This is a genomic window from Paraburkholderia gardini, assembly GCF_907164575.1.
Classification (GTDB): Bacteria; Pseudomonadota; Gammaproteobacteria; order Burkholderiales; family Burkholderiaceae; genus Paraburkholderia; species Paraburkholderia gardini.
In genome coordinates, this window is record NZ_CAJQYY010000018.1 from 38,415 (window position 1) to 54,776 (window position 16,362).

Annotated in this window: 16 protein-coding genes; 8 read left to right on the top strand and 8 right to left on the bottom strand. The window is 64.7% G+C overall.

All coding sequences use genetic code 11. From position 1 onward, the window contains the following. The first annotated feature begins 5 nt into the window (after positions 1 to 5). Entirely contained in the window at positions 6 to 1,193 is a 1,188-nt protein-coding gene (locus LPA34_RS16000; protein ID WP_228979804.1) for a class I SAM-dependent methyltransferase, read from the top strand. A 10-nt stretch (positions 1,194 to 1,203) separates the two neighbouring features. Beyond that, positions 1,204 to 1,398, top strand: coding sequence for a DUF2905 domain-containing protein (locus LPA34_RS16005; protein WP_228979811.1), 195 nt, complete (start codon positions 1,204 to 1,206; stop codon positions 1,396 to 1,398). Positions 1,399 to 2,241: 843 nt separating this feature from the next. On the opposite strand, the gene LPA34_RS16010 is transcribed toward LPA34_RS16005, so the two are convergent. From LPA34_RS16010 to LPA34_RS16025, 4 genes are all read right to left on the bottom strand, one after another. After that, positions 2,242 to 3,483 (bottom strand): multifunctional CCA addition/repair protein, encoded by a 1,242-nt coding sequence (locus tag LPA34_RS16010; protein WP_228979813.1) that lies wholly within the window; start codon positions 3,481 to 3,483, stop codon positions 2,242 to 2,244. Continuing rightward, positions 3,480 to 4,127, bottom strand: coding sequence for a glutathione S-transferase family protein (locus LPA34_RS16015; RefSeq protein WP_228979815.1), 648 nt, complete (start codon positions 4,125 to 4,127; stop codon positions 3,480 to 3,482). The genes LPA34_RS16010 and LPA34_RS16015 overlap by 4 nt, the downstream gene beginning before the upstream one ends. A 27-nt stretch (positions 4,128 to 4,154) precedes the next feature. Further along, positions 4,155 to 5,108 (bottom strand): complex I NDUFA9 subunit family protein, encoded by a 954-nt coding sequence (locus LPA34_RS16020; RefSeq protein WP_228979817.1) that lies wholly within the window; start codon positions 5,106 to 5,108, stop codon positions 4,155 to 4,157. Positions 5,109 to 5,192: 84 nt separating this feature from the next. After that, positions 5,193 to 7,160, bottom strand: a complete 1,968-nt coding sequence (locus LPA34_RS16025) for a lytic transglycosylase domain-containing protein (RefSeq protein WP_228979819.1) — start codon at positions 7,158 to 7,160, stop codon at positions 5,193 to 5,195. Positions 7,161 to 7,180: 20 nt separating this feature from the next. Here LPA34_RS16025 and LPA34_RS16030 point away from each other — a divergent pair, with 20 nt between their 5' ends. Beyond that, positions 7,181 to 7,786, top strand: a complete 606-nt coding sequence (locus LPA34_RS16030) for a 5-formyltetrahydrofolate cyclo-ligase (RefSeq protein ID WP_228979821.1) — start codon at positions 7,181 to 7,183, stop codon at positions 7,784 to 7,786. Between the two features lie 10 nt (positions 7,787 to 7,796). On the opposite strand, the gene LPA34_RS16035 is transcribed toward LPA34_RS16030, so the two are convergent. Continuing rightward, positions 7,797 to 8,309 carry a winged helix DNA-binding protein gene (locus LPA34_RS16035; RefSeq protein ID WP_228979823.1) on the bottom strand — a complete coding sequence of 171 codons (513 nt, stop codon included), beginning with the start codon at positions 8,307 to 8,309 and terminating at the stop codon, positions 7,797 to 7,799. Positions 8,310 to 8,519: 210 nt separating this feature from the next. Between LPA34_RS16035 and pxpB the strand changes: the two genes are divergently transcribed. The 5 genes from pxpB (at position 8,520) to LPA34_RS16060 (ending at position 12,968) form a co-directional block, all read left to right on the top strand. After that, complete coding sequence (gene pxpB, locus LPA34_RS16040; protein ID WP_228979825.1) at positions 8,520 to 9,173, top strand: 5-oxoprolinase subunit PxpB; 654 nt, start codon at positions 8,520 to 8,522, stop codon at positions 9,171 to 9,173. Continuing rightward, positions 9,170 to 10,231 carry a 5-oxoprolinase subunit C family protein gene (locus LPA34_RS16045; RefSeq protein WP_228979826.1) on the top strand — a complete coding sequence of 354 codons (1,062 nt, stop codon included), beginning with the start codon at positions 9,170 to 9,172 and terminating at the stop codon, positions 10,229 to 10,231. The genes pxpB and LPA34_RS16045 overlap by 4 nt, the downstream gene beginning before the upstream one ends. A 9-nt stretch (positions 10,232 to 10,240) precedes the next feature. After that, entirely contained in the window at positions 10,241 to 10,993 is a 753-nt protein-coding gene (gene pxpA / locus LPA34_RS16050) for a 5-oxoprolinase subunit PxpA (protein WP_228979828.1), read from the top strand. 257 nt (positions 10,994 to 11,250) lie between these two features. Beyond that, positions 11,251 to 12,018 (top strand): DUF969 domain-containing protein, encoded by a 768-nt coding sequence (locus LPA34_RS16055; RefSeq protein WP_228979830.1) that lies wholly within the window; start codon positions 11,251 to 11,253, stop codon positions 12,016 to 12,018. Further along, a complete protein-coding gene (locus LPA34_RS16060; protein WP_228979832.1) occupies positions 12,015 to 12,968 on the top strand; it encodes a DUF979 domain-containing protein in 954 nt (317 codons plus the stop codon). The genes LPA34_RS16055 and LPA34_RS16060 overlap by 4 nt, the downstream gene beginning before the upstream one ends. 84 nt (positions 12,969 to 13,052) lie before the next feature. Here LPA34_RS16060 and LPA34_RS16065 read toward each other — a convergent pair whose 3' ends face one another. From LPA34_RS16065 to LPA34_RS16075, 3 genes are read right to left on the bottom strand one after another with little or no spacing between them, the layout of a single operon-like run. Next, on the bottom strand, positions 13,053 to 14,333 hold the full coding sequence (locus tag LPA34_RS16065; protein ID WP_228979834.1) for a TraB/GumN family protein: 1,281 nt from the start codon (positions 14,331 to 14,333) through the stop codon (positions 13,053 to 13,055). Next, complete coding sequence (locus tag LPA34_RS16070) at positions 14,326 to 15,351, bottom strand: peptide ABC transporter ATP-binding protein (RefSeq protein ID WP_228979836.1); 1,026 nt, start codon at positions 15,349 to 15,351, stop codon at positions 14,326 to 14,328. The genes LPA34_RS16065 and LPA34_RS16070 overlap by 8 nt, the downstream gene beginning before the upstream one ends. After that, positions 15,348 to 16,361, bottom strand: coding sequence for an ABC transporter ATP-binding protein (locus LPA34_RS16075; RefSeq protein ID WP_228979838.1), 1,014 nt, complete (start codon positions 16,359 to 16,361; stop codon positions 15,348 to 15,350). The genes LPA34_RS16070 and LPA34_RS16075 overlap by 4 nt, the downstream gene beginning before the upstream one ends. Position 16,362: the final 1 nt, after the last annotated feature.

Sequence of the window (16,362 nt, forward strand, 5' to 3'; positions counted from 1 at the left end):
TGCGGATGAATCCGAAAGCTCACGAACACGATAGTTTACCTGCTCCTGGCCCGGCTGCGCTTGCGCAATCGGAGGCGCTGGTCGCGCAGATCCGCGCGGAGATCGACGCGAACGGCGGCTGGCTGCCGTTTCAGCGCTACATGGAGCGTGCGCTGTACGCACCGGGTCTTGGCTATTACAGCGGCGGCGCGATGAAGTTTGGGCGCCGCGCAGAGGACGGCAGCGATTTCGTCACCGCGCCCGAACTGTCACCGCTTTTCGCCGCGACGCTCGCACGACCCGTGGCGGAGACGCTGGCCGCAAGCGGCACGCGTGCCGTGATGGAATTCGGCGCCGGCACCGGCAAACTCGCGGCAGGGCTTCTAAATGAACTTGCGGCACAGGACGTCGAATTCGATACGTATTCGATCGTCGATCTGTCGGGCGAGTTGCGTGAGCGTCAGCGCGCGACGATCGAAGCGGAAGCGCCCGCGCTGGCTGCGAAGGTGCGCTGGCTGGATGCATTGCCCGAGCGCTTCGAGGGTGTCGTGATGGGCAACGAAGTGCTCGACGCGATGCCGGTGCGGCTCTTTGCCCGTACCGATGGCGTGTGGCATGAGCGCGGCGTGACCTGGCGCGATGGTGCGTTGACGTTCGAGGACCGGCCGGTTGGCGCGACTGCCGACATGGCCTTTCTCGATTCTCTCGAAGTGGAAGGCGACTACGTTGCTGAAACGCACGAGGCCGCGCTGGCCTTTACGCGGACGATCTGCATGATGCTTGAGCGTGGCGCCGCGTTTTTTATCGACTACGGTTTTCCGCGCCACGAGTATTACCATGCGCAGCGCGCGCAGGGGACGTTGATGTGTCACTACCGGCATCGTGCGCATGGTGATCCGTTTTTGTATCCCGGGTTGCAGGACATTACCGCGCACGTCGAGTTTTCTGGCATCGCTGAAGCGGGTGTCGATACGGGGGCCGATCTGCTTGGGTATACGTCACAGGCGAGGTTTCTGCTGAATGCCGGCATTACCGATGCGCTTGGCGATCTCGATCCTTCGGATATCAAGCGGTATCTGCCTGCGGCGAATGCAGTGCAGAAGCTGCTCTCTGAAGCCGAGATGGGAGAGCTTTTCAAGGTGATCGCGTTTTCGCGCGGCATCGATGAAGGGATTGCCGCGTTTGCGGGCGGCGACCGGTCACATTCGCTTTGAGCGCGATGCCATGATCCGCTGGTTACTCACGACTTTTATTGCTGTGGCCGTTTTGTCCAGGTGCTGGCCGTGGCTCAGGAAGGTTGGCATCGGGAGATTGCCAGGGGATGTCACCCTCAGGTTTGCTGGGAAAGAGTACCCTTTTCCCTTCATGTCTACTTTGGTCCTGAGTCTGGTTTTGTCTTTTATCGTTCGGATGGTTTGAGGTTTTTTTTTGCCCCTTTGGCGGGGCGGCATTTCCGCTTTTTCGTGCCGAAGCTGTGTGTTTGCTTTGGCCTTTCCTTGTATTCATGTCGGTCTATTAGCGTCGCCCCTGTGCGGGGCGGCACATACTTTTCTTTGGCTTGCCAAAGAAAAGTAGGCAAAAGAAAGGCGCTCCGACAACTCATCTTTTCCTGGTGTGTCATCGCCGGGGAATGGCAACCCACGAAGTGTCGCCCCCACACTTCACACGGCATCGGTCCCCGCGCGATTCCGTCCCGCGCGCGGTCCATGTCCGTGACAAAGCAGTCATCCACCCGACTCCGCGCTACGCGCATCGCCGACCGGCATAACGCTCTCCGGGCGTTCGCGCTGGCGCCGGCATCCGCACTCGCACTCGCACGCGTGCACACATTTGCAAACGCACTCACATCTGCAATCGCAATCGCGCGCTCAATCGCAATCGGCGATCGCCGGCCCCTGATGCCGGCGCCATCGAGCGGCCACTCCGCGACGCGCGTAGCGCGGAGTGGGATGAATGAGCCCTGTGTCACGGGCGGTGCTGTGCGGGAGATCAGATCGTGCGCGGACCAGCGCGGCCTGGAGCTCGAGGGCGACGCCTCACGGGGTGCCATTCCCGACGAATGACGCACCAGGAAAAGGTGAGTTTTCGAAGCGCCTTTCTTTTGCCTACTTTTCTTTGGCAAGACAAAGAAAAGTAGGTGCCGCCCCGCACAGGGGCAACACTAATAGACCGACACGAATGCAAGGAAAGGCCAAAGCAAACACACAGCTTCGGCACGAAAAACCCAAAATGCCGCCCCGCCAAAGGGGCAAAAGCAAACCCCTAAACAGATTCACCGAGAGCCAAAGCAACCCCCCGAACCCTCTCCTGCCGAACGGCATCTTTAATCAGAGAAGGCCGGTCAGCAAACCGGCTGGCAACCGCCCCTCCATCCACAGCTCGCGCAGCAACAAGCGCGATACGCAGCCGCTCAGCCTGCGGATACTCCCGCGTCTCAAACCCCAGCCGACCACGCGCATCGGCTTCACATGCCTGCAACGCCTCGGCAAACCGCGCGGGTTTCCTCAACGCATCGCATCGCTCGAACAACCGCACAAGCCCGGCCGGCCCGGTCTCCATCACGCGATGAATATTCCCATGCTCACGCGCCACCAGCACCGCCAGATCGCGACACTCATTCGGCACCCGCAACCGCTCGCACAAAGGCTTCAGCAAATCGACACTACGCCCCTCGTGCCCAATATGCCGCGGCAACACATCCTCAGGCGTCGTCGCCTTGCCAAGATCATGCGTCAACGCAGCAAACCGGACCGTCAACGCGTAACCCTGCGCGGCAGCATGATCCAGAACCATCATCACATGCACGCCCGTATCGACCTCGGGGTGGTAATCCGCGCGCTGCGGCACGCCAAACAGCGCATCGATCTCCGGCAACACGCGCGCCAGCGCGCCGCATTCCCGCAACAGTTCAATCATCCGCGAGGGCTTCTGCTCCATCAATCCGCGTGACACTTCCTGCCACACGCGCTCCGGTACCAGTGCATCCACCTCGCCCGCCACCACCATCCTCTGCATCAGCGCCATCGTCTCCGGCGCAACAGTGAAACCGGCAAAGCGCGCCGCAAACCGCGCAATGCGCAAGATCCGCACCGGGTCCTCAAGAAACGCATCGCTGACATGCCGGAACACGCGATTGCGCACATCAGCCTGTCCGTTGAACGGATCGATCACGGGACCGGCAAGCTCGCCGTCAGGACGCACCTCGCGCGCCATCGCATTGATCGTCAGATCGCGTCGCGCCAGATCCTCCTCAAGCGTCACATCCGGCGCGTAGAAAAACTGGAAGCCGTGGTAACCCGCCGCTGTCTTGCGCTCGGTGCGCGCAAGCGCATATTCCTCATGCGTCTGCGGATGCAGGAACACAGGAAAATCCTTGCCGACAGGTCGAAAACCCTGTGCCACCATCTGCTCGGGCGTCGCGCCAACCACCACGTAATCGCGGTCCTTGACGGGCACGCCCAGCAATTCGTCGCGAATCGCGCCGCCCACGGCGTAGATATTCATGCGCAAACGTCGTAGTGCGGCACGCGATGTGTCTCACGCAACGCGTCATCGATCCACGCGCGTACGGCCGGATGCTCTGTCACGCGGCGCGCGTAAGCAGCGGCACCCGCGGAAAGCGCAGGCTGCCATGTGTTGAAGCGCATCACGACCGGTGCGTACATCGCGTCCGCAATGCTGAAGTCGCCAAACAGGAACGGGCCGCCATGCTGCGCGATGCAGTCGCACCACAGGGCGTCGACGCGTGCGATATCCGCAAGCGCTTCCGGCGTCGCGCCCTTGCCCGGAAACGACGCGCGGATGTTCATCCACATCGACGAACGCAGCCCGACAAAACCGGAGTGCATCTCGGCGCTCACGCTGCGCGCCTGCGCACGCGTGGCCGGGTCGCGCGGCCACATCGCATGCTGCGCAAACTGCTCGGCAAGCGTCTCGCAGATGGCAAGCGAATCCCACACGTGTACGTTGTCGTCGGTGATCAGGCACGGCACCTTGCCCGACGGCGAAAGCGCAAGAATCGACGTCGTCGAATCCGCCTCCTGCAATTCGATCGTGCGCTCCTCGAAGGGAACGCCGAAATGCTTCAGCACCAGCCACGGCCGCATCGACCACGACGAATAGTTCTTGTCGCCAATAACGAGTTTCATGCGTCTATCGATAAGTAAAAGTGAGAATCACCGTCCCGCGCTCGCGCGGAACGCATTGAAGCGCGAACGCATCGAGGCGCCCGTCAGATACACCGGTGCAATCGTTTCGATACTCGCGGGCTCGATGTCGAGTTCGGGCGCAAGCGGCCCGCTCAGCACGCTGTCCACTTTCATCGAATCAAGATTGTCGCGCGTGATCACGGGCTCGCCAGGCGCCATTTCGAACGTCATCGCCTGAAGCCGCGCGAGCGCTTCCGGCAAACGGATGATGCGCGCGTGACGCCCAATCACGTCGCCGCAGAATTTCACGAGCGCCTCCAGCGTGTATACGGTCGGCCCGCCAAGCTCGTACGTGCGGCCCGTGGCGGCATCGAGATCGAGCACGTTCGCGATCGCCTTCGCGACGTCGCCGACAAACACGGGCTGAAACTTCGCGTCGGGCATCGCAAGCGGAATCATCGGGAAAACACGCTGCAGGAATGCAAACTTGTTCAGAAACGCATCCTCGGGTCCGAACACGACGGATGGCCGGAACACCGTGGTCGCCAGCGTCGACTGGCGCACGGCCTTCTCGCCGTCGCCCTTCGAGCGCAGATACATGCTCGGCCCTTTCGGGTCGGCGCCGATCGCGCTCATGTGGATCAGGCGATGCACGCCCTTGCCTTCGCAGGCAGTCACGATCTTTGCAGGCAGTTCGACATGCGCTTTCGCGAACGCTTCGCCGTACGGATTCGCGCGGCTCGCGTGCAGGGTGCCCACGAGGTTGATCACGGCGTCGGCGTTTTCAACGAAGCTGGCAAGCTGCACCGGGTCGAATACGTCGACTTCGAGCACATCGACGGGCAACAGCGTGAGATGGCGGGCGTGATTTCGCCGGCGGGTGGCGATGCGCACGTCCTTGCCGAGCTCGACGAGCGCGTTGACGAGGTGGCTGCCGATGAATCCGGAACCGCCGATGATCGCGATGGCTTGATGGCGCATTTTCGACTCCCTGGGTGGAAGCCGCGGCAACGGCTGGTGAAGCGGCCGCCGCGCAGCGAAGCGCGGCGGCGTGGCGCTGGCGTTTTATGGTGCGATGTAGCCCAGACGCACTTTCAGCGATTGCGGACGGCCTTCGAACAGTGCCGCATAGTAGACCGTGTTGGACAGCACATTCTTCACGTAGTCGCGGGTTTCCTGGAACGGGATCGTCTCCGCGAAAATCGCGCCTTCAACGCCCCGTGGCAGATTCTGCTTCCACGCGCGCGGACGTCCTGGACCGGCGTTGTAACCGGCCGTGGCCAGCACGGCGGACCCGTCGAACTGATTGTAGATCATCGACAGATAGTTGGTGCCGAGCAGGATGTTCGTGTCGATATCGTTCATCTGCGCGCGCGAAATCGTGCCAAGCCCGATCTTCTTCGCAACCAGTTGCGCGGTGCCCGGCATCAGTTGCATCAGGCCGCTCGCGCCGACCTCGGAGCGCGCGTTCATGATGAAACGCGATTCCTGGCGGATCAGCCCGTACGCCCATTCGACGTCGAGCCCCGTGGACTGCGCGTCGCGCTCGACGATATCGCGGAACGGCGACAGGTAACGCAGCGAGAAGTCGTGCTCTGTCTTCGTGCGGTCGGCGGTGTTCACCGCGCGGTCGTACAGTTCGATGCGCCGGGCGTATTCCGCCGCCGCGATGAGCTGGCGGTCGGTCATGGTGCGCAGCGGCCAGTTCCATTCGCGATTGCCTTCAAGACGCAGGTTCAGCGCGTAAAAACGTTGTGCGAGCGCGAAACCCGGCGTCTTGCCGGCCTGCTCGACTTCGGCGTCGGTCACGGTGGTTTTCGGCGGCACGGTGATCTTCTGGCCGAGTTCCTCGGCAGCGAGCTGACCGTAGAAGTTATAGCCCGCCGCGATCTGCTCGAATTCCTGGTTCGCCGCGACCGTGTCGCCGCCCTGCTTCAGCGCGCGCGCGTGCCAGTAGATCCACGAAGGTTGCGCGCGCAGCGAAGCCGGCATCTGCTCGATCGACCAGCGCACCATCGTCCAGTCGCCCGCGAGCAACGCCATGCGGGTGCGCCATTCGTACGCCGGGTTCGAAAGCGGTGCATTCGCCGAGAGCCGGTACCAGTCGACCGCGGCCGGCATCTGCTTCGCTGCCGCCTGATAGGCGATCGTGCCCCAGCCGATCGCGCGCTCGGGCGTGGTGAGCGACGGCGCCACCGTGGCAAACGTCGAAGCCGCCATCGCCGGATCGTTGCGCGCCATGCGCGTGATCGCGAGCAGCGCCAGCTGGTGCGACTGCGGATCCGGCCCGACGCCGCGCGCGAGCAGCAGCGGCGGCGTGCTGGCCGCCTGGCCGAACAGCACCGGATCGGGACGCTGGTTGCCGAGCGCGTCGACGAGCTTCGCGCCCGTGTTCGTGTAGTTCTGCTCGTAGGCGAGACGGATCTGCTGCCACACGTCGTCGGTGGAGAACTGCTGGCTGATCGCAAGCGAGGTGATCAGGTCGACGCAGCCGTCGCCGTACTGTTTCGGATCGACGAGCAGCGCGCGTGCCGCATCGGCGACGTTTTCGCCGCGCGCCGCGCGCGATTCGAGCGCGTAGCACTTCACCTGCGTATCGTCGTTCAGCACGAAACGCGCGTACTGCTGGTCGAAATCGCGCCAGTCGTGACGCGCGCCGAGCACGACGAGATAGTCGTTGCGCATGCGATCGGCAATCGCCTGACCATCGTACTTCTGCAGGAACGACAGCACCGGCGCGTCCGGCGCGTCGATGCGCGCGTGGCCGGACCCGTCGAAGAGCTGCGGCTTCAGCGTGAAGTACTCGAGATACGACGGCGCGGGATAGTCGGGAATCATGCTCGCCAGTTGCGCGGCGCGCGGCGCATCGTTATTGCGCGCTGCTTCGCGAAGCTGGATGAAGGTCTGATCGTCCGGTGTGAGCTGGGTGAAGGCGACAGGTCGGACGGCGGACGCCGTGCCACACGCGACGAGTGCCGCGGCAGCCAGCGCAGAACCGGCCGCGCGATATACTCGAAAGAGGCGTTTGGACATCGTTGTTTCTGGAGCGGAAATTGAAGCCAAGCATAGCACGCAACCCCCACGCGAAATCGAAAAAGGAACTGCGCGCAACACTGCTCAAAGCCCGTCTCGATGCGGCTCGCGAACCCGCGCACGCACTCGCGTTAAAGCATCGGGTGCTGCAGACACTGGAACGATATTCGCCTGCATGTGTGGGGTTCTACTGGCCGCTCGCGGGCGAGTTCGATGCGCGCGAAGCGATCGCCGAATGGCTCGCCGCCGATGCAAAACGCGAGGCCGGCCTGCCCGTGATTCACAGCGTGTATTCGCCGCTCGCGTTTCACGCGTGGACGCCGGACATGGCGATGAAAACGGGCCATCACCGTATTCCCGAGCCGGAGTCGGGCCGCGACGTCACGCCCGACCTGCTGCTGATTCCCTGTGTGGGTTTCGACGAAGACGCGTTCCGGCTCGGCTACGGCGGCGGCTATTACGACCGCACGCTGGCGGCGTGGGCGGGCGCGGTGCGGCCGGTGACGGTCGGCATCGCGTACGAAGCCTGCCGCACGGACACGATCCCGCGCGAGGCGCACGACATCCCGCTCGACGCGGTCATCACGGAGCGCGCCCGCTATCCGGAGCGAACCGCCGCGGACTGATCGCCGCGCGTCAAAGCGAAGCCGCCGCGCGCGCCGCCGTGTCGTAGAGGCCCGATGCATTGCGCAGCAGCTGCGCCGCCTCGCCGATCTGCTCATTCGTCAGACCGCTTTCCTTCAACGTCGAGATCAGGCAGCTCTCGCGCACCTCGCGGTAGTGGAGGCACAGCGCGCGGCCGGCTTCGGTCGCCTCGAAAAACACTTCCTTGCCGGTCTTTTCGCTTTTTACATACCCTCTAGCTACGAGCTTCTTCAGCGCATAGGTCGCGACGTGCGTGTCCTCGATGTTCAGCACGAAGCAGATGTCGGCCAGTTTCTTGCGACGCTCGCGATGGCTCACGTGGTGCAGCAGCGAGACTTCGATGGCGGTCATGTCCTTGTCGCCCGCCGCCGACATGCAGCGCACCATCCAGCGGTTGAACGCGTTGCCCGCCATGATCAGTGCGTATTCGAGCTCGGATAGCTCCGCGCTCGATTCGGAAACGAGGTGTTCCGAGGAGACGATCTTGGTGGGATGACGCGACATGAGGCGATCTCGATACACGCTGGGAAGGTGCCGGAAGTGTACGACGCCCACCTGAAAAAGTGAGCCTGGCACAAACGCTTATTGATAAATTGTAGATAAATTATTGATAATGTACGCTACTCAACGTGCCGCGCGCCCTCGCGATCAGGTCGGTCGACCTGGTCACGGCGCTCGTGCAGGGGGGAGCACCCGAATCGAACCAGGTCATTCATGAACCAGCCACGCATCTATTCGTTGGGCGATAACGCACTTGTCTGCGAATCCGCGCCGCCGGCCACGCTCGCCTGCCAGCAGCGCGTCTGGGCAGCCGCCGGGGCCGCGCGCAGCTGGCCGCACGTACTCGAAGTCGTGCCGGGGATGAACAATCTGACGCTCGTCATCAACCCGCTCGACGCCGACCGCGACGCCCTCACCGACCTGCTGCGGAGCGCCTGGGACAGCGCGGCAAACGCGGCGTCCACGGGCCGCGAAATCAAAATCCCGGTGATGTACGGCGGCGAGGCGGGCCCGGATCTGGGCGCCGTCGCGAAGCACACGGGGTTATCGGCGGATGAAGTCGTGAAGCGTCACGCCGCGGGCGACTATGTCGTGTTCTTTCTGGGCTTCCAGCCGGGTTTCGCCTATATGGGCGGTCTCGACGAGAAGCTGCACACGCCGCGCCGCGCCGCGCCGCGGCTCGGCGTGCCGGCCGGCACGGTGGGCATCGGCGGCGAGCAAACCGGGATTTATCCGGCCGTTTCGCCGGGCGGCTGGCAACTGATCGGCCGCACCGGGCTGCCGCTCTTCGATCCGGCGCAAACGCCGCCCACGCTGCTGCAACCGGGCGATCGCGTGCGCTTCACCATCGCGGGGATCGACGCATGATCGACGTCGTCCGCGCAGGTCTTTTGACCACCGTCCAGGATCTCGGCCGTCACGGCCACCGGCATCTCGGCGTCGCGATGGGCGGCGCGCTCGACCGTCTGTCGCTGGAAGTCGGCAACCGGCTCGTCGGTAACCGGCCCGATGCGGCCGGCCTCGAAATCACGTTCGGCCCGACCGTGCTGCGCTTTTCGCGCGCGACGCGCGTGGCGATCACCGGCACGGAGTTCGGCGCGACGCTCGACGGCCGGCCGGTGTATTCGTGGTGGAGCCTGCCGGTGCGGGCCGGCCAGGAACTCACGCTCAACGCGGCGAAGCGCGGCATGCGCGGCTACGTCGCCGTGGCCGGCGGCATCGATGTCCTGCCGATGCTCGGCTCGCGCAGCACCGATCTGGCCGGTGGCTTCGGCGGACTCGGCGGCCGCGCGCTGCGTGACGGCGACCGCTTGCCGCTCGGCGTGCCGTCCGCGCGCCCCGGCTCGTGGTTCAGCCCCGAGGCGCCGGAATTCGGCGTGAAGGCGCCCGCCTGGTGCAAGTTCGTGCTGGTAGACGAACCCGTGCGGCGCGGACGTCATCTGTCGAACGTACCGTGGGCCGTGCCGATCCGCGTGCTGCCCGGGCCGGAATACGAGAGCTTCACCGCCAGCGCGCAGAGCGCGTTCTGGGACGACGAATGGCTCGTCACGCCGAACAGCAACCGGATGGGTTATCGGCTCTCCGGCACGGCGCTCGAACGCCGGCAAAAGGCCGATCTGCTCTCGCACGCGGTGCTGCCGGGCACGATCCAGGTACCGCCGAACGGCCAGCCGATCATTCTGATGGGCGACGCGCAGACCACGGGCGGCTATCCGAAGATCGGCGCCGTGATCCAGGCCGACATATGGAAGCTCGCGCAGGTGCGCCTGAACGGCGCGATCCGCTTTCTGCCCACGACACTCGAAGAAGCACGCCGCGCGCTGCTCGAAGAACGCACGTATCTGCGGCAGATCGATGCCGCGATCGCCATGCATGAAGAACGCTGCGCGCGCCAGCCGGCGCTGGCGGCCTTGCAGCACAAGTAGGAGAGAACCATGGAAATCGACCTGAACGCCGACCTCGGCGAAGGCTGCAACACCGACGAAGCGTTACTCGATCTCGTCAGCTCGGCCAACATCGCGTGCGGCTGGCACGCTGGCGGCGCCACCGCGATGCACGACTGCGTGCGCTGGGCCGTGCGCAAAGGCGTGTCGATCGGCGCGCATCCGAGCTTCAACGATCCCGGGAACTTCGGTCGCAAGGAGATGGACCTGCCCGCCGGCGATATCTACGCAGGCGTGCTGTATCAACTCGGCGCACTCTCGGCGATCGCGCAGGCGGAAGGCGGGCGCATCGCGCACGTGAAGCCGCACGGCGCGCTCTACAACCAGGCCGCGCGCGATCCGAAAATCGCCGACGCCATCGCTTCCGCGGTGCATGACTTCGATCCTTCCGTCGCGGTATTCGCGCTTGCGAACAGCGGATTCGTGACTGCGGTGCGCGAAGCGGGGTTGACCGCCATCGAAGAAGTGTTCGCCGACCGGGGCTATCGCGCGGACGGCTCGCTCGTGCCGCGCTCGCAGCCGGGCGCACTGCTCGACGACGAGGAGATCGTGCTCGAACGCACGCTCGCGATGGTGCGCGACCAGCGCGTGCAGGCCGTCGACGGCCAGTGGGTGCCGCTCAACGTCCAGACGATCTGCCTGCACGGCGACGGTCCACATGCGCTGGCGTTCGCGCAGCGCATCCGCGCGGCACTCGCGGAGGCCGGCATCGATGTGCATGCGGCCAGCAGCGCGCGAGCCTGACACCAGCCAACGAGACCCACCGACGCCCCGCCTGTTCGCGGGGCGTTTGCCAGATACCGCTGAAACAGCAGTCGCATCACCGTTAGCCACAGCACCAGCAATACCCGCAAGCCAGCAACAACGACGCAATCGACGCGGCCATCAAGAGTCGCGCAGGGCAGGACGGCGCACGGCACGCCCGCACGCCGCCCGTTATGAGCCGCCACCGGCGGCACCCGGGTTCATTCACACACAACGAACCCAGTTTGGAGATCCAGATGCAGACAACAGTCAGTTTATGGCCGCTCATTGGCGTGGCCGTCATCATCATCGGGTTTGTGCTGCGCTTCAATCCGATGCTGATCGTGGCGGCCGCCGCGATCGCCACGGGGCTCGCCGCGCATTTCCCGCCGGAGAAGATCCTCGCGGCCATCGGTACCGGTTTCATCAAGACCCGCAACATTCCGCTCATCATCCTGCTGCCGCTCGCGGTGATCGGGCTGCTCGAACGACACGGCCTGCGCGAACGCGCGCAGATCTGGATCAGTGGCATCAAGGCGGCGACCGCCGGACGTCTGCTGATCGTCTATCTGCTGGTGCGCGAACTGACCGCCGCGGTCGGCCTGACCGGGCTCGGCGGACATCCGCAGATGGTGCGCCCGCTCCTCGCGCCGATGGCCGAAGGCGCGACCGAAACCCGCTTCGGCAAGCTGAGCGACGCGGTCCGCTATCGCCTGCGCGCGTATTCGGCGGCGACGGACAACGTCGGCCTCTTCTTCGGCGAAGACATCTTCGTCGCGTTCGGCGCGATCGTGCTGATGGTGACGTTCCTGAAGGAAGCGGGCATCGTCGTCGAGCCGATGCATGTGGCGGTGTGGGGTATGCCGACCGCGCTCTGCGCGTTCATCATCCACGGCTTCCGGCTGTGGCTGCTCGATCGCAAGCTCGAGCGCGAACTGCGCGGCAACGCGCCGGAAGGCACGGACGCGGCAACCGCGTCGCCCACACAGACGCACTCGCAGACGGCTTCGGGAGACAACGCATGATCACCATCGACTATCTGTTCTGGCTGCTCGGCATCGTGCTGCTAGTGGTGGGCGGCATGATCATGTCGGACCGGGAACATCCGCGCCGTTTTCTCGCGGGCGGCTTCTGGATTCTCTATGCGCTGATCTTCCTCGTCGGCGATCGCCTGCCGGCCGATGTGGTCGGCGTGCTGGTGATCGCGATGGCGCTGATCGCGGGCTTCGGCGGCGTCACCGCGGCGAAGCCGAAAGTGCTGTCGGAGGAAACACGGCTTGCCAGCGCGCGGCGCCTCGGCAACAAGCTCTTCATTCCAGCGCTGACGATTCCCGTCGTCACCGTGATCGTGACGCTTACCGCAAAGTATTTCATCGTCGGCGGCATGCCGCTTGTCGAGCTGAAGAACGTCACGCTGATCGGCTTTGGCATCGGTTGCGTGATCGCGCTCGCCGTCGCGTGCGTGATGACGCGCGACACCGTCGGGCAGTCGATGAAGGAAACGCGCCGCCTCGTCGACGCGCTTTCGTGGGCCGCCGTCCTGCCGCAGATGCTGGGCATGCTGGGCCTCGTGTTCTCGGACGCGGGCGTCGGCAAGGCGGTCGCGCATCTGACGATCGCGTACGTGAACCTCGATTACCGGCTCGTCGCGGTGGCCGTGTACTGCATCGGCATGGCGCTCTTCACGATGGTAATGGGCAACGGCTTCGCCGCGTTCCCGGTCATGACGGGCGGCGTGGGTGTGCCGATTCTGGTCGGCGTGTTCCACGGCAATCCGGCTGTGATGGTGGCGATCGGGATGTTCTCGGGCTACTGCGGCACGCTGATGACGCCGATGGCGGCAAACTTCAACATGGTGCCGGCGGCGCTGCTGGAACTGCCGGACAAGAACGCGGTGATCAAGGTGCAGGTGCCGACCGCGCTGGTGCTGCTGGTCGCGAACATCTTCCTGCTGAACACCCTGATGTTTCTTTGAGGCCTGAGCGCACGCCTGGGTGCACGCCTGTTCGCCGCGTCACGTTCGACGCGACGGGCAGGCGTCCGGCGCCCGCGTTGCCGCTCAATTCGCGTCGACGATGAAACCGCGCTGGCGCAGCAATGCCAGCACGCCTTTGGGTCCACCCAGATGCAGCGCGCCGATCGCGACGAATACCGGTTTGTTCGGCGCGGCAATCGCCACCATCCGCGTGACGAAGCGCCGGTTGCGCTCATAAAGGATCTTGTTGTCGATCGACGCGGACAGGCGCGGGTTGCGCGCCAGTTTCTCCGACTTCGCGGTACTCCACGCGGCGATCGCGTCCGCGTCGCCCACGCGCCAGAGCCGATGCAACATACGCACATCGGCGACGTTTTCCTCGGGCGTCTGCACGAGATCCTGCGCGAGCATTTCGCGCTGCTGCGCGAGCGTGAGCCCGGTGAACGCGCGCATCTGCCCGGACAACGTTTCCAGTCCGACGATCTTGCCGCGTGTCTTCAGATAAACGTTCTGCAACTGCGCCTCGGTGCCATATTCGGTCTGCAGGCCGGCGCTCAACGAATCGTAGGTTTCGACCAGCAGCGCCGCGAGCCACGGACGCATTTTCTTGATCTCATCGAGCGCCGCCGGATTGCCGCGCAGACGCTGCGCAAGCCGGCGCCACAGCGGATCCGGCAACAGGCGCGGCAGACATTCGCGCGAACACACGCCGAACTTCGAGACGTCGTCCTGCGATACGAGCAGATCGTCGGGCGACAGTTCGAGCGCGAGCGTCGGCGATGCGGCGAGCGCGGCAAGGATCGGCTTGCGAAACGGCTGATCCGGTGGATAGTCGACAGGGTCGCCGACGTGCAGCGTGCCGAGCACGTAAATCGTCGTGGTGCCGCGCGTCGCGGTATAGAACGGCATGCGCGCGGGCTGCACGCGCACCGCGCCGCTCGCGGAATTGTTCGACGGTGGCGGCGGATTGAAACCTGGCAGGGTTGCACGCGGCGGTGCCGGAAGTAAAGCAGGCGCAGGCGAAACAGGCGCCCCGGAGTGCACCGGCGTATTCGCCGAAGCACCCGCGCCGTACGCTACCGGCGACATTGCCGCGACGACACACGCGCACAGAAACGCACGGGCCAGCGCGGTCCGGCCGGGCACGCCAGATGGCCGCCCGCGTCGCGTCAAAACGCGTGCGGTGACGGTGCGTGGGAGTCGAAGCCGCTGCCAGAGCAACGCATCACGCAACGCACCGACGCAGCCACGAATGCAACCGCAAGCGCACGCAGCGATTGACGTAACAAGAAGCGCGAAGGCGACGCGCAAGCCGCCCTCACGCAGGCGGCGCGCAGCACGACGCGCCGCCGACGGATCAGGCATCCGCCTCCCCTACCTCCTCGGCACGGTGGCACGATACCTGACGGCCATCCACTTCGCGCAGCTTCGGCTCTTCGGTCCGGCACCGGTCGATTGCGTACGGGCAGCGCTGATGGAACGTGCAGCCCGACGGCGGATTGAGCGGTGACGGCATTTCGCCCTGCAGCCTGATCTGGATGCGCCGGTCGGCTTCGAAGATCGACGGTGTCGCGGACATCAGCGCCCGTGTGTACGGATGCCGCGGCCTGCTGAAAACCGTCTTCTTGTCGCCGAGTTCGGCGACGCCGCCGAAGTACATCACCATCACGTCATCCGCGATGTGCTCGACCACCGACAGGTTGTGCGAGATGAACACATAGCTCGTCTTGAACTCTTCCTGGAGGTCCATGAACAGGTTCAGGATCTGCGCCTGGATCGACACATCGAGCGCGGAAACCGGCTCGTCGGCCACGACGATCTGCGGATCGAGAATCATCGCGCGCGCGATCGCGACACGCTGACGCTGCCCGCCCGAGAACATATGCGGATAACGCTTCGCATGCTCGGGGCGCAGGCCGACCGTGCGCATCATCTGCGCGATGCGTTCGGCGCGTTCGCCGGCGGAGAGCTGCGTGTTGATCGCGAGCGGCTCGCCGAGCGTCTGCTCGACTGTCTTGCGCGGATTCAGCGAGGCGAACGGGTTCTGGAACACCATCTGCACACGCCGGCGCAACGCCGCGATTTTCGTGTGATCCGCGCCCGCGACATCTTCACCGTCGATCAAAAGACGCCCGGACGTGGGCGCCTCGATCATCGTGAGCTGGCGCGCGAGCGTCGACTTGCCGCAACCGGATTCACCGACCACGGCAAGCGTCCTGCCGCGTTCCAGCGAAAACGACACGCCGTTGAGCGCCTTCACCGTGCCCTGGCCGAACATGCCGCGCTTCACGGCGTAGTGACGCGCGAGCTGGTCGGCGATCAGCACCTTGTCGCCTGCAGGACGCGCCGGTTGCATGCGGCGCGTTTCGGGTACTGCGTTCATCGTGCGCCTCCGCGAGTGTGAATGTTGGCATCGCCAGTCAGGTTCAGCGGCTTGATGCAGCGCACCTGCGCCCCCTCGCCATGCGAGGGCAGCGGTGCAAGCGCCGGGCGTGCCTTCATGCAGTCGTCGACCACATACTTGCAGCGCGGCGCGAAGAGGCACCCGCGCGGCCGGTCGTCGCGCCCCGGTACCATGCCGGGCAACGCGGCGAGCCGCACCGCGCCGACGTTGTGCTCGGGAATCGCCGCCAGCAACGCTTCCGTGTACGGATGATGCGGCGCGGCGAAGATATCGGGCACCTTGTTGGTCTCGATGACCTCGCCCGCGTACATCACGGCCACACGCTGCGCGACTTCCGACACCACGGCGAGATCGTGCGAAATCAGCACGAGCGCCATGCCGCGTTCCTTCTGCAGCTTCACCAGCAGTTCCATGATCTGCGCCTGGATCGTGACGTCGAGCGCGGTGGTCGGCTCGTCGGCGATCAGCAGTTTCGGGTTGCACGCCACCGCCATCGCGATCATCACACGCTGGTTCATGCCGCCCGACATCTGGTGCGGGAACGACGTGATACGGTTTTTCGCGTCCGGAATGCCGACCTGGTCGAGCAGTTCCAGCGCGCGCCGGTGCAACGCATCGCCGCGCAGGCCTTCGTGCAGTTTCAGCACTTCCTTGATCTGGTAGCCGACGGTGTAGCTCGGATTCAGGCTCGTCAGCGCGTCCTGAAAGACCATCGCGATGTCCTTGCCGATGATCTTGCGGCGCGCGCTCGCCGAGGCCTTCAGCAGATTCGTGCCGTTGAAGGTGATCTCGTCGGCCGTCACCTTGCCGGGGGCGTCGATGAGGCCCATCAGCGCCATCATCGTCACGCTTTTACCCGAACCCGATTCGCCGACGACACCGACCACTTCGCCGGGTTTCACGTCCAGGTTAATCCGGTCGACAGCGGGCGCGCCGCTGAAGTTCACCGCGAGATTGCGGATGGTCAGGAGATTGCTCTGATTGCTCATG